Below are 23188 nucleotides of genomic sequence, written 5' to 3'. Positions count from 1 at the left end.
GAATCCCCATGCACTCCTTCCTGCTGTTCTCCCCCGAAGTCGTCGCCGCGCGCAATGCCGGCCGCCCCATCGTCGCGCTCGAGTCGACCATCATCTCGCACGGCATGCCCTATCCGCAGAACGTGGAAACCGCGCGCAAGGTCGAACAGATCATCCGCGACGCCGGCGCCGTGCCGGCCACGATCGCCATCATGGACGGCAAGATCTGCATCGGGCTGTCCGATGCGCAGCTCGAAACGCTGGGAACCGCACCCGATGCAATCAAAGTGAGCCGGCGCGACCTGGCCTATGTGCTGTCGCAGCGCCTGCTGGGCGCGACCACCGTTGCCGCGACCATGATCTGCGCCCAGCTGGCCGGCATCGAAGTCTTCGTCACCGGCGGCATCGGCGGCGTACACCGCGGCGCCGAGACCAGTTTCGATATTTCGGCCGACCTGCAGGAGCTGGCGCATACGAGCGTCGCCGTCGTCTGCGCCGGCGTCAAGTCGATCCTCGACATCGGGCTCACCCTCGAGTACCTGGAGACCCACGGCGTGCCGGTGGTGAGCGTCGGCCAGCCCGGCTTCCCCGCCTTTTTTACACGCGAGAGCGGCTTCGATGCAGATTTCCGGATCGACGGCGCCGAGCAGCAGGCCAGCTTCATCCGCACCAAGTGGCAGCTCGGTTTAAAGGGCGGTGTCGTGGTCAGCAACCCGGTGCCGCAGGGGTTCGCGATGCCGAAGGAAGAGATCGACCGCATCACCGAACAGGCCCTGCGCGAAGCCGGCGAACAGGGCGTGACGGGCAAGAAGGTGACACCCTTCCTGCTGGCGCGCATCAAGGAGCTGACCGGGGGCCGCAGCCTGGCCACGAATATCGCCCTGGTCGAGCATAATGCCCTGGTCGGTGCACGCCTGGCCGTCGCCTTGAACGCTCACGCCGCATAAATCACACACCATGTCGATCGACCTGAAACAGCTGAAATACTTCCTCGCCGTGGCCGAGGAAAAAAGCTTCAGCCGCGCCGCCGAGCGCCTGCACATCTCGCAGCCGCCGCTCTCGCAGCAGATCATGAAGCTGGAATCGGAACTCGGCGTGCGCCTGTTCGCGCGCACCACGCGCAGCTTCGAGCTGACCGTGGCCGGCAAGGCGCTGATGACGGAAGCGGCCGACCTGCTGGCCCGCATGCGCATGACGATCGACACCATCCGCCAGATCGACCGCGGCGAAGTCGGGCGCCTGCGCGTGGGCATCGTCGGCTCGGCGATGTGGGGGCCGATCCCGAGCCTGCTGGAGCGCTTCCAGAGCGAATTCCCGAAAGTCACCTGGACCCTGCACGAACTCGGCCCCGACGAGCAGTTCGAGGCGCTGCGCTCGAAGCAGATCGACGTCGGCTTCTGGCGCGAGCCGCGCCTCGAGGAAGAAGAGCTGAAGGCGGCGCACCTGCACCAGGAACTGTGCTTCCGCGAGAACGTCTGCGTGGCCGTGCACAAGAACCACGCACTGGCCGGGCGCGAGGCGATCGACCTGGTCGACATCGCCAACGAGCCGATGCTGACCCTGCACCTGAGCCAGTCGGCCGAGCCGCGTTACCTGATCCAATGCTGCGTGAATGCAGGCTTCCAGCCGACCATCTTCCAGGAAGCGGCCGAGCCGCAGACTTTATTGGCGATGGTCGGCGCGGGCCTGGGGGTGGCACTGCTGCCGGAGACGACCAGCCGGATCGGCTGGCCGGGGGTGGTGTTCGTGCCGATCAAGGCGAATACGCCGTCGGCGAATTTGTATATCACGTACACCAGCCAGGACGATGCGCCGGTGGTCAGGGCGTTTTTGAAGATCCTCAAGCCGGACGGAGACGGTGGCGCACCGTAGGGTGGGCACTTGTGCCCACGCGGACCACCGGTGAATGTACGGCGGCGCCAGGTGGATTCCGTCATGCGTGCGAACCGATTAAATTCAACGCAAGCACATATCCACCGTCGCACGCGTGGACTCAGGAGTCCACCCTACGAACTTCGCTTCAGACTAGTGGGTGGCTCCACCCACTGTGGTCTGATCTCCGCCACCCCGCACTGCCACCTCGATCGCCACCTTCAAACCCTCGACAATCTGCGCAAGCGCCATCGACGGCGCGCCGTCCGGCGCCTGCTCCGGCAGATATGGCACGTGAATGAAGCCGCCGCTCACATCCCGCCCCTGCAGGTGGTGCATCAGCCCATAAAACACGTGATTGCAGACGAAGGTACCCGCCGTCTGCGATACCGACGCACGCAGCCCGCGCTCGCGCATCGCGCCCACGATCGCCTTGACCGGCAGAGAGGCGAAATAGCCCGCCGGACCGTCGGCCGCGATCGGCGCATCGACCGGCTGCTGCCCGTCGTTGTCGAGGATCGGCGCGTCGTCGACATTGATCGCGACCCGTTCGACGGTCAAATCCGCGCGGCCGCCGGCCTGGCCGACGGCGATCACGACATCGGGCTTGATTTCGTCGACCGCGCCGCACAGCACCCGGTTGGCCTGGCCGAAGACGCAGGGCAGCTGCAGGATTTCGACCATGAAATCGCCATCCACCCAGCCCTTGAGCGCGCGCACCGCCTCCCAGGCCGGATTGATGGTTGCGCCGTTGAAGGGCTCGAAGCCGGTCAGCAAGACAGTCTTTTTCATCGCTATCGATTCATCAGGAAGTAGAGGAGGACGATGTTCGCCGCCAGCAGCGGCAGCGCGGTCGGAATCTGCGCCTTGATCACCGCGTTCTTGTCGGGCAACTCCAGGAGCGCCGCCGGGACGATATTAAAGTTCGCCGCCATCGGTGTCATTAATGTGCCGCAATACGCGCTGAACATGCCGATGGCAGCCATGATCGCCGGATCGGCGCCGAAGCGCCCTACCAGCACCGGCACCCCGATGCCGCCGGCAATCACCGGAAAGGCCGCGAAGCCATTGCCCATGATGATAGTGAAGAGTGCCATGCCGACGCAATACAGGGCGACGGCCGCCAGGCGCGAGTCGGCGGCGATCCACGAGGTCGTCACTTGCGCCACCGCCTTGCCGACGCCGGCTTCGGCGAACAACAGGCCCAGCACCGCCAGCATATGGGGCAAGGTCACCGCCCAGCTCATTGCATCGACCAGGCGGCGCGCCTCGCGCAGGCCCTGCAGCGGACTGGCGCGGGTCAGCCGGCAGGCCGCGCCGAGGGCCAGCAGCGAGGCCAGGCCGAGGCAGGCCAGGGTCAGGTGGGCCTTGTCGAACAGGGCCCAGTCACCGATGCGGACGTCCTTCAGCACGGTCGCCCCGAGCACGGTCACGACTGGAATGACCAGCGCCGGCAGGAACAGGCGGTTGCCCAGGCGGGCGGCGCTGGCGCGGCGTTCGTCCGCTTCCAGCGTTCCGTGCTTGCCCGGCTTGACAAGACCGCAGCCGGCCAGCAGCGCCATCGCGATCATCAGCGCCCCGGCCAGGGCCGGCGGCAGAAAATCGCCCACCAGGTAGACGGCCGCGTACAGTCCCCAGAACAGGGCCGACGTGAAACGGCGCGGGTGGCCGCGGTCGAGCGCGGTCAGGAGTGCCACGAAAGCCAGCAGCAAGCCGACCATCAGGTAAAGGACATTGAGCGAAAAGATCACTTGCCCTCCCCTTCGCGGCGAATCGCGGCGTCGAGCCGGCACAGGTTCCAGCTGTGGATGACGAAGGCGCATACCGCCGTCGGGATGCCCCACAGCGCCATCCGCATCGGGTCGACCTCGATGCCTTCGGCGCGCAGGATGGTCTGCATCAGGACGATGGCGCCGAAGGCGACGAAGATGTCTTCGCCGAAGAACAGGCCGACGTTGTCGGTGGCCGCCGCCATCGCACGGATGCGGTAACGCAGCGCATCGGACAGCGTACCAATGCGCGCCTCGGCCGCGCCCTCGGCCAGCGGCGCGACCAGCGGACGCACCATCGACGGCTGCCCACCCAGGCTGGTCAGGCCGGCGGCGGCCGAGATCTCGCGCAGGAACAGATACACGATCAGCAGGCGCCCGCTGGTGGCCGAGCGGATTTTCGCGATGCTCGCCATCGCATGCTCCTTCAGTCCGAAGCGCTCCAGCAGGCCGACCGCCGCCAGCGGCAGCAGCAGCACCAGCGGCAGGTTGCGGGTCTTGATGAAGGCCGTGCCGAGCGACTCGAGCACGTGCATGAAAGGCATGGCGGCCGCGGCCCCGGTGACGCCGCAGGCGGCCACCACGACCAGTACGGGATTGGCCCGCAGCAGGAAGCCGGCGGCGATGACGGCCACGCCCAGCAGTGGCCACAGGTTGACGGCGGTTTGCATGCACTCTCCGGCTTGAAATTTGGCGAGAGGAGTGTAACCGAAGCGAGCTTGCGTAGACGAAACACCGAAGCGATCGGCCCACCCGCGCACGCTTGATCGCGCTCATGCCCGGGAGGCACCTCTTGATTAACCTCGGGGGCATAAACGGCAGGAACACCTGCCACCGACAAGGAGACACCATGCGCCTGCCCGCCCTGTTCCACTCTCTGCGCCGCTGGGCCAGACGGCTCGGCCCGGTCGTGCTGTGCGCCACGCTGGCCGCTTGTGGCGGGGGCGTGGCGATCGGCTTCGGCTATACGGACTATCACGACGACTACCCGGACCGGCCCGACCGTCCGGACCACGGCCGTCCGAACGCCGAGACCGGCATTTTCCTGATCGCCGGCGGCCTGTGCCCGACCTGCGGCGGCTCGCTCGACGGTTCGGGGTCGAGTGCCCGCTTCGATGCGCCCGAGGGCGTCGTCAGTGCGCCCGACGGCAACCTGTACGTCGCCGAGAAGAACAGCGCCACGATCCGCCGCGTCTCGACCCAGGGCGTGGCGGTCACCTTCGCCGGCAGCGTCGGGGCGATCGGCAGCCTCGATGGCGCCGGCACCAGCGCGCGCTTCAATTCGCCGACCCGGCTCGAGGCCGATGCCGACGGCAACCTGTACGTCACCGACACCGGCAATTCGCTGATTCGCCGGATCAGCGCCGCCGGCGCCGTCACCACGCTGGCCGGCGCGGCGGGCCAGTGCGGCAGCGTCGACGGCGACGCGCGCAACGCCCGCTTCTGCTCGCCGCAAGGGATCGCGATCGACCGCCAGGGCAACCTGTACGTGGCCGACACCCTGAACCACACCATCCGCCGCATCGACCGCGCGAATAAGGTGACGACCGTGGCCGGAGCAGCGGGCGCCTGCGGCAGCAGCGACGGACGCGGTAGTGCAGCGCGCTTTTGCGAGCCGCAGGACATCGAAGTCGACAACGCCGGCTACCTGTACGTCGCCGATACCGGCAACTCGACGATCCGCGAAATCTCGCCCGCGGGCGAGGTGCGCACCATCGCCGGCGCCGCGGGACAATGCGGCAGCGCCGACGGCACCGGCGCGAATGCACGCCTGTGCCGCGCCGCCGGGCTCACGCTCGACGGCACCGGGGACATGTACGTGGCGGACACCGGCAACGGCACCATCCGGCGCATCAGCACCTCGAACGCGGTCAGCACCGTCGTCGGGGTGCCCGGCAGCCAGAACAATGTGCTCGGCCCATTGCCGGGCGGGTTGAACGCGCCGCGAGGGATTGCGGCACTCAGTGCAGGGGTGCTGGCCGTGACCTCGCACAACCTGATATTAAAACTGGTGCCGCGCTGAAGCCTCATGCCGCGCGGCCCACGCATGGAGCGTGGGATCGTGGACTACTCGGGCCGTACCGGCGTGGCCGCCATGTCGCCGACCACCGTATTCCAGGGGCGCACGTGGAAAGCGCGCACCAGGCCATGCGTGACATACGGGTCTTTCGCGGCGAACAGCTGCGGTATCTCGGGGCTGTCGCAGTTGAAGACGAGCAGAGCGCGGTCGGCCGGTTCGCCGAGGGCGCCGGCGAGCACGATCTCGCCGCGCTCCTGGGATTCCCAGGCCAGTTTCAGGTGTTCGTTGCGGAACTCGGCGCGGCGCTCGAGGTAGTCGGGGGCGAGGTCGTAGGTGAGGAGATAATGCACGGCGCTTCCTTCATTGTTGGATGAACAATCGTCCTTCATGTTACCCGAAGCCGCCGCGGCGTACCGGGCGAACGAACCGATCCGCACTCCTGCTGTCCAATCGATCAGGTAGCGATGCCTGCCTGCGCCTGATTGTGTTTCTGTAGCGAAAAACACACTCCCCCGCCGACAAATCTTTATGCTGCGGTGCATTGCGACATGGCGCACAGAACATTCTCTACCGACGAGGTAGACTGGCAGCATGAACACATCGAGCAAAAAAATGGCGGCGGGAATGGCGGGCTTTGCCAGCGTGTTGTGGCTCGGCCTGACGGCGGCCGTTGCAGCCAACCAGCGCCGGCTGGTGTTCAACCCCACCGTCATCCCCGAAGTGAACAGCCCGCGCAGCAGCGGCCACCGTACCCGTCCGATCGTGCTGCGCGCGAAAGACGGCACCCGCCTCTGCGGCTGGCTGATGACGCCGCGCACCCCGGGCCCGCGTCCGGCCGTGCTGTATTTCGGCGGGCGCTCGGAAGAAGTGTCCTGGGTCGTGCGCGACGCCGGCAACCTGTTTCCGAACATGACGGTGCTGGCGCTGAACTACCGCGGCTACGGCAATTCCCACGGCATCCCCGACGAAACCCTGCTCGTCGAAGACGGCTGTACCCTGTTCGACTGGCTGGCCGCCCTGGGCCAGGTCGACGCACGCCGCATTGCCGTCGTCGGGCGCAGCCTCGGTTCCGGCGTGGCGGTACAGGTCGCCAAGGAACGCGCGGCGCACTCGGTGGTGCTGATCACGCCCTACGATTCGATCCTCGCCATCGCCAAGAAAAAATTCCGTGCAATGCCGATCGAGTACATGCTGCGCCACCGCTTCGAGTCGATCAAGCACGCGCCTTCGCTGAAGGTGCCGACCTATGTGCTGCGCGCCGAGAGCGACGACATCGTGCCGCATTCGCATACCGACCAGCTCTGCGAAAAGCTGGCCAACCTGATCCTCGACGACATCGTCCCCGGCTCGGACCACATGAATATCCCCTACCTGGAAGCGACGCAAACGCGCATCGCCGGCTTCCTTACCCAGCGCTTCAGCCAGCCCCTGGCGGCGCCCCAGCTCATCGAAACTGTGGCTTGATGGAAAAAAATTGCCGAATCTTGTCGGCATTTATATTTCCACCGAATAAATTGCCAAGTAAAATCGTATTTGCCTTGCAGCAGTGGACTGATGCATATTTGACAGGTTGAGCTGCAGGATTCCGGCATCGGATCACGCGGCGCATGGCCGGCCCTCTCCCCCTCTCATTGTTGTGATGGCGCGACATTCGCGCCCGCGCTGTGTGGGGGAAAGGTTTCGATACAAATCGTAACCCCATGAAACGTCCGGGGCTGACACAATCCGCACGGCATCACGCGCCAGAACGCATTGCGGTGGTGTGTCGAGAGCCTTGCCTCTAGCTTAGCCCTCCCAACGCAGCCGTTGCGCCGGGTACAATATCGAAATTCCAGGAGCTCATTCATGAAATTCAAGCAACTCAGCACGACGATTGCGGCTTTGTTCATTGCCGGCAGCGCCATGGCGCAAGCGCCGGCGCCGAAGCTGGGCATCGTCTACGATGCCGGCGGCAAGTTCGACAAGTCGTTCAACCAGTCCGCTTTCGAAGGCGCCGAGCGCTTCAAGAAAGAGACCAACATCCCGTATATCGAAGTCCAGGCCAACAGCGATACCCAGGCCGAGCAGGTGATGCGCGGCCTCGCGCGCAAGAAGCTCGACATGATCGCCGCCATCGGCTTCTCGCAGACCCAGGCCGTGGCCAAGGTCGCCAAGGAATTCCCGAAAGTCAAATTCGTCCTGATCGACTCGATCGCGCCAGGCGCGAACGTGAACTCGATCATGTTCAAGGAACAGGAAGGCTCGTACCTGGTCGGCGTCGCCGCCGCGATGGCCTCCAAGTCCAAGAAGATCGGTTTCGTCGGCGGCATGGACATCCCGCTGATCCGCGCATTCGCCTGCGGCTACAGCCAGGGCGCGAAGGCCCAGCAGCCGAAGATCGAGATCATGTCGAACATGGTCGGCACCACCAGCGCGGCCTGGAACGACCCGGCCAAGGGCGGCGAGCTGGCACGCCAGCAATTCGACCGCGGCGCCGACGTCGTGTTCGCCGTTGCCGGCGGTTCGGGCATGGGCGCGCTGCAGATGGCCAAGGAAAAGGGAAAACTGGCGATCGGCGTCGATTCGAACCAGAACTACCTGCATCCGGGCTCGATGCTGACCTCGATGGTCAAGCGCGTCGACGTCGCGATCTACGACGCGTTCATGCAAGTCAAGAACAACACCTGGAAGGCCGGCACCACCTATAAAGGCCTGAAGGAAGGCGGCGTCGACTGGGTGCTGGACAAGGACAACCGCAAGGTCGTCTCGCCCGAAATGGAAAAGCGCGTCAATGGCGTGAAGGCCGACATCATCAACGGCAAGATCAAGGTCATCGACTACCGCGCCGCAAGCAGCTGCCCGGTTTAATTTTTTAAGTTTCAAAAAACCAAAGCGCGCCGCGCCGGTTCCCCCGGCGCGGCGCGCTTTTGAATGAATGCATTCACTTTTTCACTACTGATCGCTATGCAGCCAGCCGTAGAATTTCGCAACATAAGCAAGGCCTTCGGGCCGGTGCAAGCGAACGCTGACGTCAGCTTCACGATCGCCAAGGGTTCCATCCATGGCGTCATCGGGGAGAACGGCGCCGGCAAATCCACCCTGATGAGCATCCTGTACGGCTATTATCACGCCGACAGTGGCCAGCTCCTGATCGACGGCCAGGCGCGCGCCATCCGCAGCAGCCAGGAAGCCATCGATCTCGGCATCGGCATGGTGCACCAGCACTTCATGCTGGTCGAGAACATGACCGTGCTCGACAACGTCATGCTCGGCGCCGAGGGTGGTTTCAAACTGGCTGCGAAGCGCGCCGAAGTCGAAGGAAAGCTACGCGAGATCTGCAGCCGCTACCGCCTCGATGTGGATCCGCTGGCAACCATCCACGATTTATCCGTGGGCGCCCAGCAGCGCGTCGAGATCCTCAAGCAGATCTACCGCAGCGCCAACATCCTGATTCTCGACGAGCCGACCGCCGTGCTGACTGCCCAGGAAACCGCGTCCCTGTTCGAGATCCTGCGCCTGTTCAAGGAGCAGGGCAAGACCATCATCCTGATCACCCATAAACTGCAGGAGATCATGGACATCACCGACCAGGTGACGGTGCTGCGCGCCGGCCGCGTGTCGGGCGCCGTGGCGACCCGCGAGACCTCGAAAGAGCAGCTGGCCAACATGATGGTGGGCCGCCCGATCGAGGGCAACCTGCCGCGCAAACCTTTCAACCCAGGCGCGCCGGTGTTGAAAGTGTCGAACCTGCAGCTGAAGGACGCGAACGGCGTTCAGCTGCTGGCCGACATCGACCTGAACGTGCGCGCGGGCGAGATCGTGGCGATTGCCGGCGTCTCCGGCAACGGCCAGAGCGAACTGATGGAAATCCTGGCCGGCATGCGCCTGCCGACCTCGGGCCAGGTCGAGCTGGAGGGCAAGCCCCTGCCCTTCGGGCGCCGCACGAATGCCGACGGCTTGCCGGCCACCTTCCGCAAGCTCGGCATCGGCCACGTGCCGGAAGACCGCCTGCGCGACGGTGTGATCAAAGATTTCTCGGTGATGCAAAACACCGTGTTCGGCTACCAGGACCGTGTGAAGAACCGCTGGGGCCTGTTCGACTTCGATGCGATCGCCAAGCGCTGCGCGCACCTGCTGCAGGCCTTCGACGTGCGTCCGAACAATCCCGACCTGCGTATCGGCCTGCTCTCGGGCGGCAACCAGCAAAAGGTCGTGATCGCGCGCGAAGTGTCGGCGGCACCAAAACTGATGCTGGTCGGCCAGCCGACCCGCGGCGTCGACATCGGCACCATCGAATCGATCCACACCCAGCTGCTGCGCCTGCGCGACGAAGGCGTGGCGATCCTGCTGGTGTCCGTGGAACTGGAAGAAGTACGCGCACTGGCCGACCGCATCGTGGTCATGTCGGGCGGCCGCGTCACCGGCGAACTGAATATCGACGAATTCGACACCACCCGCATCGGCCTCCTGATGGGCGGCATGCACAAGTCATGAAACAGATGAAAACCACCGAACTGCCACGCTGGGCGACAGGCTTCGCCCTGCCGGTCCTGAACCTGCTGTCGGCCCTGCTGGTCGCCGCGCTCGTCATCCATCTGCTGGGCGAAAGCCCGGTCGAATCGATGAAGATCCTGATCAACTCCGCGGTCGTCAATCCGGAAGGCCTGGGCTATACCCTGTTCTACGCCAGCACCTTCATCTTCACCGGCCTGGCGGTATCGATCGCCATGAAGGCGGGCCTGTTCAACATCGGCGCAGAAGGCCAGATGTATTTCGGCGGGCTGGGCCTGACGCTCGCGATGCTGGCATTCGACGCCACGCTCTCGCCCTGGCTGCTGATTCCGCTGGCGCTGCTGGGCAGCGCCCTGTTCGGCGCGCTGTGGGCCTTCCTGCCGGGCTACCTGCAGGCCCGGCGCGGCAGCCACGTGGTGGTCACGACCATCATGTTCAACTTCATCGCCGCCAACCTGATGAACTTCATCATCGTCAAGGCGCTGCTTCCCGAGGGCGAGCAAAACCCGGCCAGCCGCGTCTTTTCCGATGCCGCCGCCCTGCCGACCCTGAACACCTGGTTCTCCTTCTTCGGCGACTCGCCGCTGAACATCGGCTTCCCGATCGCCATCGTCGCGCTGGCAGTCTACGGTGTGATGGTCTCGCGTTCGGCCTGGGGCTACCAGCTGCGCGCGACGGGCCTGAACCAGCACGCGGCCCACTACGCCGGCGTGCGCATCAGCCGCATGATCATCGTCGCGATGCTGATCTCGGGCGCGCTCGCCGGCCTGGCGGCGGTGAACTCGATCATGGGGTCGACCCATTACCTGAGCCTGAACTTCCCGGCCGGCGCCGGCTTCGTCGGCATCGCGATTGCCCTGATGGGCCGCCAGCACCCGGTCGGCATCTTCCTGTCGTCGGTGCTGTTCGGCGCGCTGATCCAGGGCGGCTTCGACCTCTCGCTGGAAAAACCGAACATCCCGGTCGAGACCTTCATCTTCATCCAGGGATTGATCATCCTGTTCTGCGGCGCGATGGAACACTTCTACGCGCCGGCGCTCCTGAAACTGATCAACGCAACACGCAAGGGATAAGCCATGGAATTCTTTGATTTCGCCGCCGCCGTCATCGTCTCGATGATCCGCAGCGCGCCGGTGCTGATGTTCGCCGCGCTGGCCGGCCTGTTCGCCGAACGCAGCGGCGTGGTCGACCTCGGGCTCGAAGGCAAGATCCTCGCCTCGGCCTTCGTGTCGGCCGCCGTTGCCTACAGCACCCACAATCCCTGGGCCGGCATCGTCGCGGGCATGGCGGTCTCGGTTGCAATCGCCATGGTCCAGGCCTTCGTGTCGATCACCCAGAAGGGCAACCAGCTGGTGGCCGGCATCGCCATCAACATCGCCATGAGCGGCCTGACCTTCGTCGTCGCCCAGTACATCTTCCAGCAGGGCGGGCGCACGCCGGACCTGGGCGACGCGCGCCTCCCGAACATCGTGCTGCCGGGGACCGAAGCGCTGGCAAACCTGCCTTTCCTCGGCTGGCTGTGGGGCCGTGTGCTCGGCGGCCATTCGCCGCTGGTCTACCTGGCCTTCCTGCTGCTGCCGGTGGTGCACTGGGTGGTGTATCACAGCCGTTTTGGTTTGCGCCTGCGCGCCTGCGGAGAAAACCCGCATGCGGCGGACGCGGCCGGCGTCTCGGTCGAGAAGACGCGCTACCTGGCGATGCTCGTCGCCGGCGTACTGTGCTCGTTCTCGGGCGCCTACCTGTCGATCGTCCAGAGCGGCTTCTTCCTGCGCGACATGTCGGCCGGCGCCGGCTACCTGGCGTTGACCGCGCTGGTGTTCGGCAACTGGCGTCCGCTGCACACCGTGCTCGGCTGCCTGATGTTCGGCTTCTTCACGGCCGTGCAGATCCAGCTCGAAGGCCGCGACCTGCCGCTGGTCGGCCGCATCCCGGGTTCGCTGATCCAGATGATCCCGTACGTCGTGACGGTGGTCGTGCTGGCCGGACTGATGGCCAAGTCGGTGGCGCCGAAGGCGATCGGCAAGCCGTTCGTCAAGTCGCGCTGATCGGACACGTATCAAACGAGGGGCGGCCTGCGGGCCGCCTTTTTTTTGCCTGGACACCTGGCAACTGCAGGGTGGGCGCCCCGTGCCCACCGCCCATTATTCCCGCTGTAGTGGCACCCCACCCGCATCGAGCTTCTGCGACGCATGCTTCTTCCCGCTGCGCGCCTCCTGCCAGGCCGGCAGCACGCGGAAGGTCAGCGCCAGGTCGTAGTCCCCGGCCACGCTGCCCGCGTCCATCGGCACATTGCCCGGACGGTTCTGGAACCAGCGCAGCCATTCGCTTGATCCCGGCGCGGGCGAATTCAAATAGGGAGCGCCGGCGTTCGGCGCGCTGTCGGCATCCGGCGGCGCCAGCGGCATCAGGAAGGCGCTCATTCCCTTCGCCGGATTGGCGGGATTCCACTGCGAGGTCCCATGGCAGCTGAGGCAGGACGAATTGCCGGCCCGCCGCAGCAGGCTGCGCTGCCCGCCCCTCACCACCGAGATATCGTTGGCGCCATGGTCGTTCGGTCCCGACAGCCGCCCTCCCCAGCCGAGCGTCTCGGTGGCGTACAGGGGCGCGTTCGGATTGATCCAGCTTTCGAACAGCGGCGCGCCCGGCGTGGCGGCGCTGTCGACCCGCGGATCGTTGCCCCATTGCGCGCCCAGCGGCACCATCTGGTCCCATACGCCACGGCTGCCCGGACGCGTGTTGCGGTCGTAGACCAGGGTCGTGAACACCCAGCCGGTCTGCGGCGCCGACTGCGTGTCCTTCACCACGATGTCGACCTGCATCAGGTGGCCCTTGCCCAGGGTCGGGCGGTCGAACTGCCCGGTGGCGGCATTCGTCGTCATCATCATCGGCCAGGACAGCGCGCCGCGCATCGCCGGCCATTCGGCGGGACCGGCCGTCGTAAAGGCCAGCTTCACCGTGATCGAGCCTTCGGCATATTGGGTGGCGCCCCCTCCGAGCTGCGGCGCCTGCGGGTCACGCCAGATCGCGCCCAGCGTTTGTGCCGCCGTGCGGTTGTACCAGGTGAGGACATAGGTCGTAAATGGTTTCGTCAGGCCGCTCTTCGCAAACATGGCGTCGTCGACCCGTTCGATCCCGACCAGCATGCCGTGGATCGCTTCGCGCTGGGCGCCCAGCCAGGGATCGTTGTACCAGCCGCGCCGGCCCGGGTCCCAGCCGCCGTCGTCCAGCAGCAAGGCCACCATGTCGCGGGCGACGCTGTCTTTCAGGGCTTGCGTGTAGGCGGCGGCGTTCGCGGTGCTGATCGGCAGGTTGCCGATCGCGGTGCGCCAGGGCATGTGCGGGGCCGGCAGGCCGGATGGATAGTCATGGCTGAGTTTGAACAGCGGCCCGGCGTAGTCCGAGCGCGCCGGCAGGCGGCCGTTGTGGTCGAGCCAGGGATCAGGGGCGGCAATGGCCGGCACCCCAAGCAGCACGCCGAGCACGGCCAGGCAATAGCAGAAGTACATGGTTCGAATGCGCATGTTCTTTCCTTGGAAGGAAGTGAAAACAGCCCATTCTTCCGTGCGGGAACCCTGCTGGATTGCGAACGAACAATGTCTTGCCAGAAGCCTCCAGCGAGCGCCGCTGAGCGTCGCTATTGCGCCTCAGTCGCTCGCCAGCCGCGCCGAGCGCGTGATGGTCCACGACAGCCCGAAGCCCGCCGACAAGCCATTGTCGCGCAGGTGCAGTGGACTGTCGCGGTTGGCGCCCGAGCCATAGTTCTCGGCGCGCAGGAAGCCGTAGACGCGCAGGTCGCGGTTGACCACGCGCGCGGCGAATACCCCGGCGCGGACCAGGATCAGGCCGGCGTCCGCGCTGTAGGCGGGTCGGGTGGCGGTCGCGAATTCGGGCCGCACCTCGTAGAAATAACGGTTGATCTTGCCGTCGCCGACGACCGCGGCGAGATGGGTGTCGAACAGCCATTTGCCGTCAAGACTGCGCCGCTCGTAGACCAGGCGCGGCTCGAAGGTATAACCCTGGTGGCGCAGGCCGCTGCGTACTTCGATCACGGCGCGCAGGGGCAGCTCGGCGCGCAGGCCGCTTTGCGCATCGAAGCGCGCCAGGCGCAGTTTCAGGCGCGGACCGAATTCGGCCAGCGCGCCCAGGTCGGGCATGCCGGCACGCGCCGCCACGTCGTCGGAACGGGCAGGCAGCGAGGCGGCCAGGCCGACGTCGAGTTCGGCGGCGTCGGTCTTGAACAGGCGCGCGCCGATACCGGACTGGTCGGAACGGAATACCTTGCCGCGGTAGATGACGAGCGGCAGCGCCAGGCCGCGCGTCTCGCGGTCGGCCGCGCCGGGATACGAGGGCGTGCTGACGACGCCGCCCGCCAGGCCCAGTTCCCACAGCGGCTGGCCGGGACGGGACTCGGGCGCCACGTCGGAATCGACTCCGGATTGGGCGCGGGCGGCCGTGCTCAGGCACAGGCCAAGGCAGGCAAGGAGGCGGCGGTTCATGCGGTTATCCGGTCAAGGGCGGCGCGGCGCGCCGGAAACGCCATTCTAGCCGCGGCCGGGCCGGCCCAGCCGCACGGCTGGCCCCAGAAAAAAGGCCGGGGCGTCACCGCCGCGGCCTTCATGACGACTGGACTTGCGGGATTGCTTAGCCGTAGATCGCCTTCAGCACTTCCGCCAGTTTGTAACCGCCCTTGATCAGCTGTTCCTTGGCGATCTGCGAGCTCGGCACCGGGTAATTGGCCGGCACTTCCAGGGCGAAGGTGTAATAGGTCTCGCCCTTCTTGCTGATTTGCGGCGTGATCTTGCCCGGCACCACGTCGGCGTAGGCGAATTTCGACACCACCAGCGCGTCGTCCGCCCACTGGTAAGGCCAGGTCGCCGGCTCGCCCGTGTTCGCCTTGATCACCGGCTTGCTGTCGATCGCGAACTGCGCGAACTGTTCCGGCGTCTTGGTACGGACGCGGCGGAAGGCGTAGTCGACCGTGGTGCTGTCCCAGTACGAGTGGAAAGGTTTCGTCAGCGCCTTCGGCACGCCCTCTTTGACCGGCTTCGGATCGCCCGGCGGAATCAGGTTCGCGCTCAGCTCGGACAGCTTCTGGTCGTCCAGCAGCAGGTTGTTGCCGCCGCGCGAGTCGAAGATCGCCGCTTCGTCGACTTCCGCATGGCTCTTCGGCACCACGAACTTGCCGTCCCTGGAAACGAAGGCAGCGCCCACGTGCAGCGGCTGGTGGATGTCGCCGGTCATGTGGGTCAGCAAAATCAAGGCCTGGCGCTTGGTGAACTTGTGCGGGTTCAGGGCCGGGTCGGTTTTGCCCTGCAGGACCGCGATGCACTGCTTCAGGGTCTGGACGATGTCGACCTCGGCCGTACCCACCGCGCCGTCATGGTAGTGCGCCAGCTGGAAGGGCACGTCGGTGTAGTGGTACTCGCTGTGCTTCGGATTGGCGTCCGTGTAGGCCACCATTTCCGGCGACTGCGGGCCGCAATAGGTGCCCTTCACGCAGTCCGGCCAGTTGGCGATGGCTTCCAGCGACTCGCCCGGCAGCAGCAGGGCCGCGATCTGCTTTTCGGCATTCGTGCCCTTGAGCAGTTTGTCGGCGATGGCGCCGACCGCGCGGTGGCCGTCGCCGCCCCAGGCCAGGGCGTCGACCGACGTAAAGGCGCTGGCGAGCGCGAGGACACAAGCTAGTTTTTTCATGGTGGTTCCTTGGTTTGTGCGGTGCTGCGGTTATTGTTGCGCGCGCACTTTGTCGATGCGCGTCGATGGGGCCAGGCCGGCATTCGCGCCGCCGGCGCCCGGGTGTTTCGCGATGTAGTCGCTCAGCGCGTCGAGGTCGACGATATGCGTGTCGACCCGGTTCGTGCCCCTGGCAAATTCCGGGAAATTATCGCCGCCTTCGGCCAGGAAGTTGTTCGCGACCACGCGATAGGTTTTGCTGTCCTCGACCGGCGCGCCCATGAACTTCAGACTGCCCGGCACCAGGCGCTGGCCGGCCGGACGCGTCTCGTCCCAGGTGTACGTGAGGCCTTGCGACACTTGCAGGATGGTGGCGCCGGAGGCGCTCGGACGCTGCCACTGCTGTTCCAGCAGGCGCCGCAATTGGGCGCCGGTCAGGTCCAGCACGACCAGGGTATTCCCGAAGGGCAGCACCGCCTGGGCGTGGCCGAAGTTGGTGGTCAGCGCGGCATCCGACGTCTCGAGGTCCTTGCGGATACCGCCATTGTTCATGAAGCCGATCTGGGCACCCTGCGCCCGGGTCGCGGCCAGCACGGCGTCGGCGATCAGGTTACCGAGCGGCGACTCCCCTGCTTCGTTTGCCTTGCGCGCCACCGTCGGCGTGCCCAGCTTGCCCAGCGGACGGGCCAGCGCGGCGCGGCTGCGCTCCTTGACGTTGGCGAGGAAGGCGCTGACTTTCGGATCGGCCGGGAACAGTTCCGGGTTCATGACGACGTTGCGCACGTCGATGTCGGACACAAGGCCGCTGGCCGGGTCGACCTTCACGGCGATGCGCGACAGCAGGTGCCCCGCCGCATCGGCCTGGGTCACGACGCGCCCGTCGACCTTGCACAAATAGCCCTGGTGCGAGTGGCCTGTAATCACCAGGCGGAACGCCGGGTCGAGCTGCTTCACGATGTCGACGATGCCGCCCTTTAGATCGTTGCAGGCCGGCTGGTCTGGCGGCGTGGCCGTGTGGCCGCCTTCGTGGATCAGGGCGACGAAGACCTGCGCACCCTCGGCGCGCATCTGCGGCAGCGCGCGGTTGATGGCTTCGGCTTCGCCGATGAAGTCCAGGCCGGCAATCGCCGAGGCCACCGCGACCGAGGCGGTGCCCTGCAGCACCGCGCCGACCACGCCGACTTTCACGCCTTTCACGGTCTCGATGCGCCAGGCCGGCATGAAGGGCTTGCCGGTGGCGCTATCGAGCACGTTCGCGGCGAGATACGTAAAACGCGCGCCGCCGTAGTTCGGCATGATCCGGCAGGCCTTGCCCGGACGCGGCGAATCGCAGCCGCCGGCCTGCTGGCGCAGCAGCTCCTTGCGGCCCTGGTCGAACTCGTGGTTTCCCACCGACGACAAGCGCAGGCCGAGCAAATTCATCGCCTCGATGCTCGGCTCGTCGGCCCACATCGAAGAGAGCGCCGGGCTGGCGCCGATCAGGTCGCCCGCGCCGATGAACAGCAGATCTTTATCCTCTTTGCGCCAGGCGGCAAGTGCGCCGCTCAAGGCTTCGATGCCGCCCGCGCTCAAGGTTTCGCTCTTGCCCGTGGCGGCGCTGGTATAGCTGTACTTGCTCGGCTCGAGGTTGCCGTGGAAATCGTTGATGGCAACGAGGTTCAATGTGACCGGACCACGCGGCGCGGTGGTGCAGCCGGCGGCAGCCAGGGCCAGCGCCAGAATGGACAAACGGGCGCGGGCGCGCGGGGAAACGGTCATACATTACCTTTGCTGATGAAGTCGGGAACACCCTGCAGGGCGAGCCGAATTATTGCACGTAGGGATGCGCGCGGCCATCTTTACAGCCGCCGCACCCTTTCATCCTGAAACGAAAAAACGGCCGGTGTCGCCACCGGCCGTTCATCACTCAAGCTGCGAATTCAGTACTTAGAACTCGTACTTGAGGGTTGCCTGGATTGCCCACTGCGATTCGTTCTTCTGCTGCTTGATCGTCACGTCGTCGGCCTTGTTGCGGACCGCGTAGACGTAGCGGCCTTGTGCATCCAGACCGGCGTAGTCGACGAAGCCGCGCACGTTACCGCCGGCCGAAGCGAACGGCACTTCTTCGATATGACCCCACTTCTTGTTCAGCAGGTTGCCGAAGTTCAGGAAGTCCAGCGTGAACGTTGCCTTGTTGCGCTTGAAGATGCCCGGGATTTCCTGGCTCAGGCGCAGGTCGACGGTGTTGGTCCACTTCGAGAAGCTCTTGTTGCGGCCAACCACGCCGCCGGCTGCGTCACGCAGGTCCGACTGGCTGTTGACGATGTCCCAGAAACGTGCCTCGGTGGCAGCGCGTTCCGCATCGGTGGCGCCGTAGAACGCGACCTCACCCGAACCTGGTGCCTTCGGGATGTACATCAGGTCGTTACCGGCAACGCCGTCACCGTTCAGGTCGTTCTTGTAGGTCCAGCTGTACGGCTTGCCCGAACGGCCTTCGTAGAACACGCCGATACGGGTGTTGTAGGTGCCGATGAACTTCTGCTGGAAGTTAACCAGCGCGTTGACGCGGTCCTTCACCAGGTAGGCCGAGTTCGCTGCCACTTCTTCGTTCGGGTTGAATACCGAGCGGGCGCGGAAGTTCGAGTTCGACACCGACGAGGTCAGCGGCGAGACTTCGGTTGCATCCGTGCGGGTGTAGGCAACCGACCAGCCCAGGCCCTTGGTCAGCGGACGCGACAGCGACAGCGTGATCAGGTTGCCGTCGCCTTTGCTCGAGTTCTTCGCCAGCAGCACGTCGGCAAACGCCTGGTTGTTGCGGGCGCGCGAAGTCGTGGTGATGCCCGACTTGGTGCTGACCGTGCCGTTGTTGGCGCTGTAGCTGGCAGCAGCCAGGCCGGCGGCGTTCCAGAACATCTGGCGGCCGTCGCTACCGGTTGCGGTCGGTGCACCCAGGTTCAGGTGCTCGTAGTAGATCGAGGACTTGTTGTTGGTGTACAGGTACTCGGCACCGAAGACGATGCCACCCCATGGCAGTTCGGTATCGAAGGCCAGGTTGGCTTTCCAGATCGACGGCTGCTTCAGGCTTGGATCCAGGATGTCGACGTTGGCCGCCGGTGGCGAACCGACGTTGGTCGGCTGTGCATCAGGATTGAAGCTGAAGATGCTGCGGTCGGTCGGGCAACGGTTCGAGCTGGTGCCCGAGCAGTTGATGATGCGGGTCGCAACGCCCGGGTTCGAGAACGGGTTCGACATCCAGACGGTTGCCGCGGCACCCTGGAACAGGCCGGCGCCACCGCGGATCTGGGTTGGCAGGGCGCGGTCGAACTTGTAGTTGAAACCGACGCGTGGCTGCCACAATTTCTGGCCGTCGACGGTGACGGTGTTGTCGTAGCCGAAACCACCGGTCTGGCGACCGAACTGGCCGGTGCCTGCGATCACAGGCGCGGCGGCGGCGCTGTTGCGCAGCGGCGTACCGCCGACACCGGTCTCGTCGACACGGACGCCTGCGCTCACGGTCAGCTGCTTGTTGATGGTCCAGGTGTCCTGCACGAACAGGCCCGTGTTGTTCATCGTGAAGTCGGCAACGGCGTTGTCCAGCGACGAACCCGGTGCGGCGGTTTGCAGGGTGTACGAGGTCGGCTTGCCGTTGCGGAAGTTGCTCAGCACGGCCGCTTCGATTTCCGCGGTGGTCACGCCGGACTTGCTGCAGACACTCGCGTTGAGCGTGTTGTCGCAAGCGAAGGTGTAGTTACCGTAGATATTCTGCAGGAAGGCGTTGTACACCTCGTTCTTGCTGTAGTCCAGGCCGAACTTGACTTCGTGCGCGCCCAGCGTCCAGTTGGCGCCGGCGAAGTAGTCCATGGTCTTCGTGCCGAGGATGTTACGCTGGCGCGAGTTTTCGGTACCGAAGTTGATGAAGCGCGAGCCGGTCTGGGTACCCGACGGGGTGCCGGCCGGGAGCGGGCCGCTGAAGCTCAGGCCGATCGAAGGCAGGCGCGAATTGTTGTCCGGGATCGCGTCGTAGTCGCGCATCGAGATACGCGCTTCGGTCGAGAAGGTCGGGGTCCAGTCCGAGAAGACCTGGGCAACCGCGGTTTCGATCTTCTTGTTATTCCGGTAGTACATCGAATCGAGCGTCACGCCGGTGGCCGAGAACGATGGGAAGATTGGTTCGGTCTGCTTGGTCTTGCCGTAGCGGAAGTTCGCACGGTGGTCGTCGCTGATGTTCCAGTCGACTTTCAGCAGCTGCTCTTCCGAGGTCAGCTCGCCGCCGGTGGTGGCGATGCTGCCGACGTCGATGCCGTAGACGTCCTTGGCGATCTGCTGGGCGCTGGCGACAGCGGACGCGGTGATCGGGACGATGGTGCCGGCGCTCGAGCCGACGATGCCGAAGTCAGGAATCGCACGGGTGCTCTTCGATTTTTCGGTCAGGGCGTAGATGAAGAGCTTGTCTTCGATCAGCGGACCGCTGGCCCACAGGCCTTTGGTGTCTTCCTTGAATTTAGGAACGTCGCTATAGGTGTCGGCGACGTTGTTGTAGCGCTTGCCGGACATGCTGTCGTCGCGGTAGACGTAGTAGGCGCCGCCCTTCCAGGTGTTGGTGCCCGACTTGGTCACGGCGTTGACGTTTGCGCCGGTGTAGCCCTTCTGGGTAACGTCGTAGTTGGCAACGTTGACCTGCACCGACTGGATCGCTTCGATCGACAGTGGCTGGCGCGCGGTCGGGCTGCCGTTCGACTCCAGGCCGAAGGTGTCGTTGATGGCGACGCCGTCGACGGTGATCGAGTTGTAGCGCGAGTTCTGGCCGGCGACGGACATTTCGCCGCGTTCCTTGTCGGTCTGCGACACGCGTGGGTCGGAACGGGCGTAGTCCTGCAGGTTACGCTGGATCGATGCCTGGGTGGCCAGTTCGGTGGCGCCGATGCTGGTCACGGCGCCCATCGACGTGCGGTTGAAACGCTCCGAACGGTTGGCCGTGCCGGTGACGGTCACGGTCTGCATGGCGGCGGCGCCCAGGGTGGCGTCGATCGATGCGGTTTCGGCCAGCTGGACATAGACGTTTTCACGTTTTTCCGAGACGCCGTTTTTGGTGATAATGATCGTGTACGGACCGCCAACGCGCAGGCCGCGTGCGACGTAACGCCCTTGGGCGTCGGTCACCACGTTGCTGACAGAGCCCGACTCCGTGTGGACGATCGACACCTGGGCACCGGCCGCAGGCGCACCGTCCGCGCTCGAGACGCGACCGCCGATGGCCGAGGTGGTGTTCTGTGCGAACGTCGGCACCGCCGACAACGCAATCGACAAAGCCAGCGCCAGCTTGGTCAGCCGGATCTGTTGTTGAGTGATCATTATAAAAACCCCAAAATAGACTTAATAGTTATGTGGGCGCTCGGTAAGCGCCCCTCTTTACAAGTACTGCAACCTTCGAATGCTACGCACCGCAGCGGCGTACTGCCGGCTTCCCCAGGACCGGGCGATTGTAGACAGGAAAGATGTCATCCCTGTTACGCTCACCCTTGAAAAAACTTAAAGCATATTTACTAACAACAACAAATATGCATGAGTGTCCTTGGAGGCACAAATACGTTTTTAGTTGCCGATTTAGACTACCGACCTCTTAATCGCCCAAAAAACGTGCATTTGCACACCAACCGGGGTTCCCACGAGCAAAATCACAAGGCGCGATTATACGGAAGGCATTCTTGACTGAAATATTTTGCTAAATATTTTCGACAATCCCCGGGTGGCCCCGAGAAATTTGTGGCGACTTGACCACAAACATTAAAGAAACACTAATATTTGTCTGTTCCACAACGGTGCATGCGCTGGTGCGCACACAAAAACGGCAGCGTTGCGCTGCCGTTACAGAACATCGAGATCAGCGTGCCGTACGTCGCTCCGGCACAACAGTTCTCGCCAGTTTCGCCACCTCCGCTTCGAAGCCGGCGAAGCGCGTGTCGAGCTGGCGCGTCAGGCGCGCCTTGTCGGCGGCAGGCAGGAAGGCGTAGCGGATGCTGTTGTACGAGGTCTTCTTGAGTTCCGCATAATCCGGTTTGTAGCGGCTCGCGAACAGCACGTATTCCTGCGACAGCGTGTGGCGCGTGACGCCGGCGTCGTCGGTCGAGATCACATAGGGCACGCCGTATTTGCGGTACAGGGTGACTGGGTGGTTTTCGTCCTTGATACCGCTGATAAACGCATTCGAGGTCAGGTTGATCTCGACCGGGATGTCGTCCTGGCGCATCTTGCGCAGGATGGCCGGCGCGTTTGCTTCGTGGGCCAGGTCGATGCCGTGGCCGATGCGGTTGGCGCCGGCCACCGTCAATGCCTGGTCGATGTGGAACTTCAGGCCTTCCGGCGGCACGTCGCCCAGGGCCAGCTCGCCCGCGTGCAGAGCGACCTTGACGTCCGGGTAGCGCGCCTTCAGGAAGCGGAACATCTTCATGTGCAGCGCGTAGTCGCGCATCGACACCATCGTGCTTTCCTGGCCGACGATATTCACGCCGACCACCTTCCCCCCTGCGCTCGCCGATTTGAACGCGGCCAGCATCGAGGAAAACACCTGCGACGGATTTAACAGGCGCAGCACATAGGTCTGGTAGCGCATGGTGAAGCGCTCGTCGTCGATGCCCGCGGCCGCTTCGTCGATCTTCGCCACGAAATCGGCGATCGACTGCGCGAAGGCCGGGTCGCGTTCGAGCGCCTCGGTGGCGCGGCCCAGCTCGGTGGTCAGGCCGGCGTCGTCGCTCGCCAGCTGCCAGGCGCGCGCGTCGAACTCGGCGTTGGCAATTGCCGGCGCCATCTTGAACATGGTTTCGATATAGCTGACGTTCTCGGCGATCGCGCGCTTTTTCAGCTCCTGCAGTCCTTCCTTGAAATTCGCGTTCGAGACCGGGCCGAAGTAGCCGAAGGTCTGGAAGAACAGGCGGTCCGGCGCCGGGTTCAGGGCGCCGTGGTTGTCGAAGTCCTTGTTCGACCAGCGCTGCACCAGCTCGCGCCAGGTGTAGTCGTCGGCATAGACCTCGGCGCTGGAGAGGCAGTTGCGCTCCCTGGCGGGCTTGGCGCGTTCAAGCGCGATGACGGCTTTGTCCTGCTCGATGCGGTAGGTCTGCTTGTTCACGCACAGGCCCTGGCGGTCGAGGAAGTCGAGGTATTGCTCGACATAGATCGCACCCGAGTAATGGTGGTGCAGGTCGCCGCCCTTGGGCATCTGCGTGAAGAACATGGTCAGCTCGGCCAGCTTGGGTTCCGCGCCCGCGATCAGGCTTGCGTAGTGACGCGCAGTGGCCGTTTCGTTGGCCTGGCGCGATGCGGCGATCGGCTCCTTTGCGATCGCGAAGCCTGGGGCGGCGACGGCCAGGGCGATCAGCAGGCTGCGGCTGAATGTGTTCTGCATGACGGG

Annotated in this window: 18 protein-coding genes; 8 read left to right on the top strand and 10 right to left on the bottom strand. The window is 64.8% G+C overall.

The window, feature by feature from the left end; all coding sequences use genetic code 11:
• The first annotated feature begins 8 nt into the window (after positions 1 to 8).
• Positions 9 to 926 (top strand): pseudouridine-5'-phosphate glycosidase, encoded by a 918-nt coding sequence (locus ACI48I_RS10615; RefSeq protein WP_193686939.1) that lies wholly within the window; start codon positions 9 to 11, stop codon positions 924 to 926.
• Between the two features lie 10 nt (positions 927 to 936).
• Positions 937 to 1851, top strand: a complete 915-nt coding sequence (locus ACI48I_RS10610) for a LysR family transcriptional regulator (RefSeq protein ID WP_193686940.1) — start codon at positions 937 to 939, stop codon at positions 1849 to 1851.
• 153 nt (positions 1852 to 2004) lie between these two features.
• On the opposite strand, the gene pcp is transcribed toward ACI48I_RS10610, so the two are convergent.
• The 3 genes from pcp to ACI48I_RS10595 are packed head-to-tail and all read right to left on the bottom strand — an operon-like array spanning position 2005 to position 4291.
• Complete coding sequence (gene pcp, locus ACI48I_RS10605) at positions 2005 to 2643, bottom strand: pyroglutamyl-peptidase I (RefSeq protein ID WP_498574137.1); 639 nt, start codon at positions 2641 to 2643, stop codon at positions 2005 to 2007.
• Positions 2644 to 2645: 2 nt separating this feature from the next.
• Positions 2646 to 3602, bottom strand: a complete 957-nt coding sequence (locus ACI48I_RS10600; RefSeq protein WP_193686942.1) for a DUF979 domain-containing protein — start codon at positions 3600 to 3602, stop codon at positions 2646 to 2648.
• A complete protein-coding gene (locus tag ACI48I_RS10595) occupies positions 3599 to 4291 on the bottom strand; it encodes a DUF969 domain-containing protein (RefSeq protein ID WP_193686943.1) in 693 nt (230 codons plus the stop codon). The genes ACI48I_RS10600 and ACI48I_RS10595 overlap by 4 nt, the downstream gene beginning before the upstream one ends.
• A 179-nt stretch (positions 4292 to 4470) precedes the next feature.
• On the opposite strand from ACI48I_RS10595, the gene ACI48I_RS10590 reads away from it, so the two are divergent.
• Entirely contained in the window at positions 4471 to 5643 is a 1173-nt protein-coding gene (locus tag ACI48I_RS10590; RefSeq protein ID WP_193686944.1) for an NHL domain-containing protein, read from the top strand.
• A gap of 44 nt (positions 5644 to 5687) precedes the next feature.
• On the opposite strand, the gene ACI48I_RS10585 is transcribed toward ACI48I_RS10590, so the two are convergent.
• Complete coding sequence (locus ACI48I_RS10585) at positions 5688 to 5990, bottom strand: YciI-like protein (RefSeq protein WP_193686945.1); 303 nt, start codon at positions 5988 to 5990, stop codon at positions 5688 to 5690.
• A 241-nt stretch (positions 5991 to 6231) separates the two neighbouring features.
• On the opposite strand from ACI48I_RS10585, the gene ACI48I_RS10580 reads away from it, so the two are divergent.
• The 5 genes from ACI48I_RS10580 (at position 6232) to ACI48I_RS10560 (ending at position 12176) form a co-directional block, all read left to right on the top strand.
• Positions 6232 to 7104, top strand: a complete 873-nt coding sequence (locus ACI48I_RS10580; protein WP_498574136.1) for an alpha/beta hydrolase — start codon at positions 6232 to 6234, stop codon at positions 7102 to 7104.
• A gap of 381 nt (positions 7105 to 7485) precedes the next feature.
• Positions 7486 to 8487: a BMP family lipoprotein gene (locus ACI48I_RS10575; protein WP_193686947.1), complete on the top strand. Its 1002-nt coding sequence runs from the start codon at positions 7486 to 7488 to the stop codon at positions 8485 to 8487.
• A gap of 96 nt (positions 8488 to 8583) precedes the next feature.
• Positions 8584 to 10113, top strand: a complete 1530-nt coding sequence (locus ACI48I_RS10570; protein ID WP_498574135.1) for an ABC transporter ATP-binding protein — start codon at positions 8584 to 8586, stop codon at positions 10111 to 10113.
• Between the two features lie 5 nt (positions 10114 to 10118).
• Positions 10119 to 11204: an ABC transporter permease gene (locus ACI48I_RS10565; protein ID WP_193688809.1), complete on the top strand. Its 1086-nt coding sequence runs from the start codon at positions 10119 to 10121 to the stop codon at positions 11202 to 11204.
• Positions 11205 to 11207: 3 nt separating this feature from the next.
• Positions 11208 to 12176, top strand: coding sequence for an ABC transporter permease (locus ACI48I_RS10560; protein WP_193686949.1), 969 nt, complete (start codon positions 11208 to 11210; stop codon positions 12174 to 12176).
• A gap of 96 nt (positions 12177 to 12272) precedes the next feature.
• On the opposite strand, the gene ACI48I_RS10555 is transcribed toward ACI48I_RS10560, so the two are convergent.
• The 6 genes from ACI48I_RS10555 to ACI48I_RS10530 form a co-directional block, all read right to left on the bottom strand.
• Positions 12273 to 13652 carry a hypothetical protein gene (locus ACI48I_RS10555; RefSeq protein WP_498574134.1) on the bottom strand — a complete coding sequence of 460 codons (1380 nt, stop codon included), beginning with the start codon at positions 13650 to 13652 and terminating at the stop codon, positions 12273 to 12275.
• A 123-nt stretch (positions 13653 to 13775) separates the two neighbouring features.
• Positions 13776 to 14627 carry a MipA/OmpV family protein gene (locus ACI48I_RS10550; RefSeq protein WP_193686951.1) on the bottom strand — a complete coding sequence of 284 codons (852 nt, stop codon included), beginning with the start codon at positions 14625 to 14627 and terminating at the stop codon, positions 13776 to 13778.
• A 145-nt stretch (positions 14628 to 14772) separates the two neighbouring features.
• A complete protein-coding gene (locus ACI48I_RS10545) occupies positions 14773 to 15825 on the bottom strand; it encodes a S1/P1 nuclease (protein WP_193686952.1) in 1053 nt (350 codons plus the stop codon).
• A 30-nt stretch (positions 15826 to 15855) separates the two neighbouring features.
• A complete protein-coding gene (locus ACI48I_RS10540) occupies positions 15856 to 17562 on the bottom strand; it encodes a bifunctional metallophosphatase/5'-nucleotidase (protein WP_498574133.1) in 1707 nt (568 codons plus the stop codon).
• Between the two features lie 168 nt (positions 17563 to 17730).
• Entirely contained in the window at positions 17731 to 21135 is a 3405-nt protein-coding gene (locus ACI48I_RS10535) for a TonB-dependent receptor (protein WP_193686954.1), read from the bottom strand.
• Between the two features lie 529 nt (positions 21136 to 21664).
• Positions 21665 to 23182, bottom strand: a complete 1518-nt coding sequence (locus tag ACI48I_RS10530) for an adenosine deaminase (protein ID WP_498574132.1) — start codon at positions 23180 to 23182, stop codon at positions 21665 to 21667.
• Positions 23183 to 23188 lie beyond the last annotated feature (6 nt).

The organism is Massilia sp. LXY-5 (genome assembly GCF_059801075.1).
The sequence above is the reverse complement of the archived record's forward strand: the minus strand, read 5'-3'. Positions and strand labels throughout refer to the sequence as shown.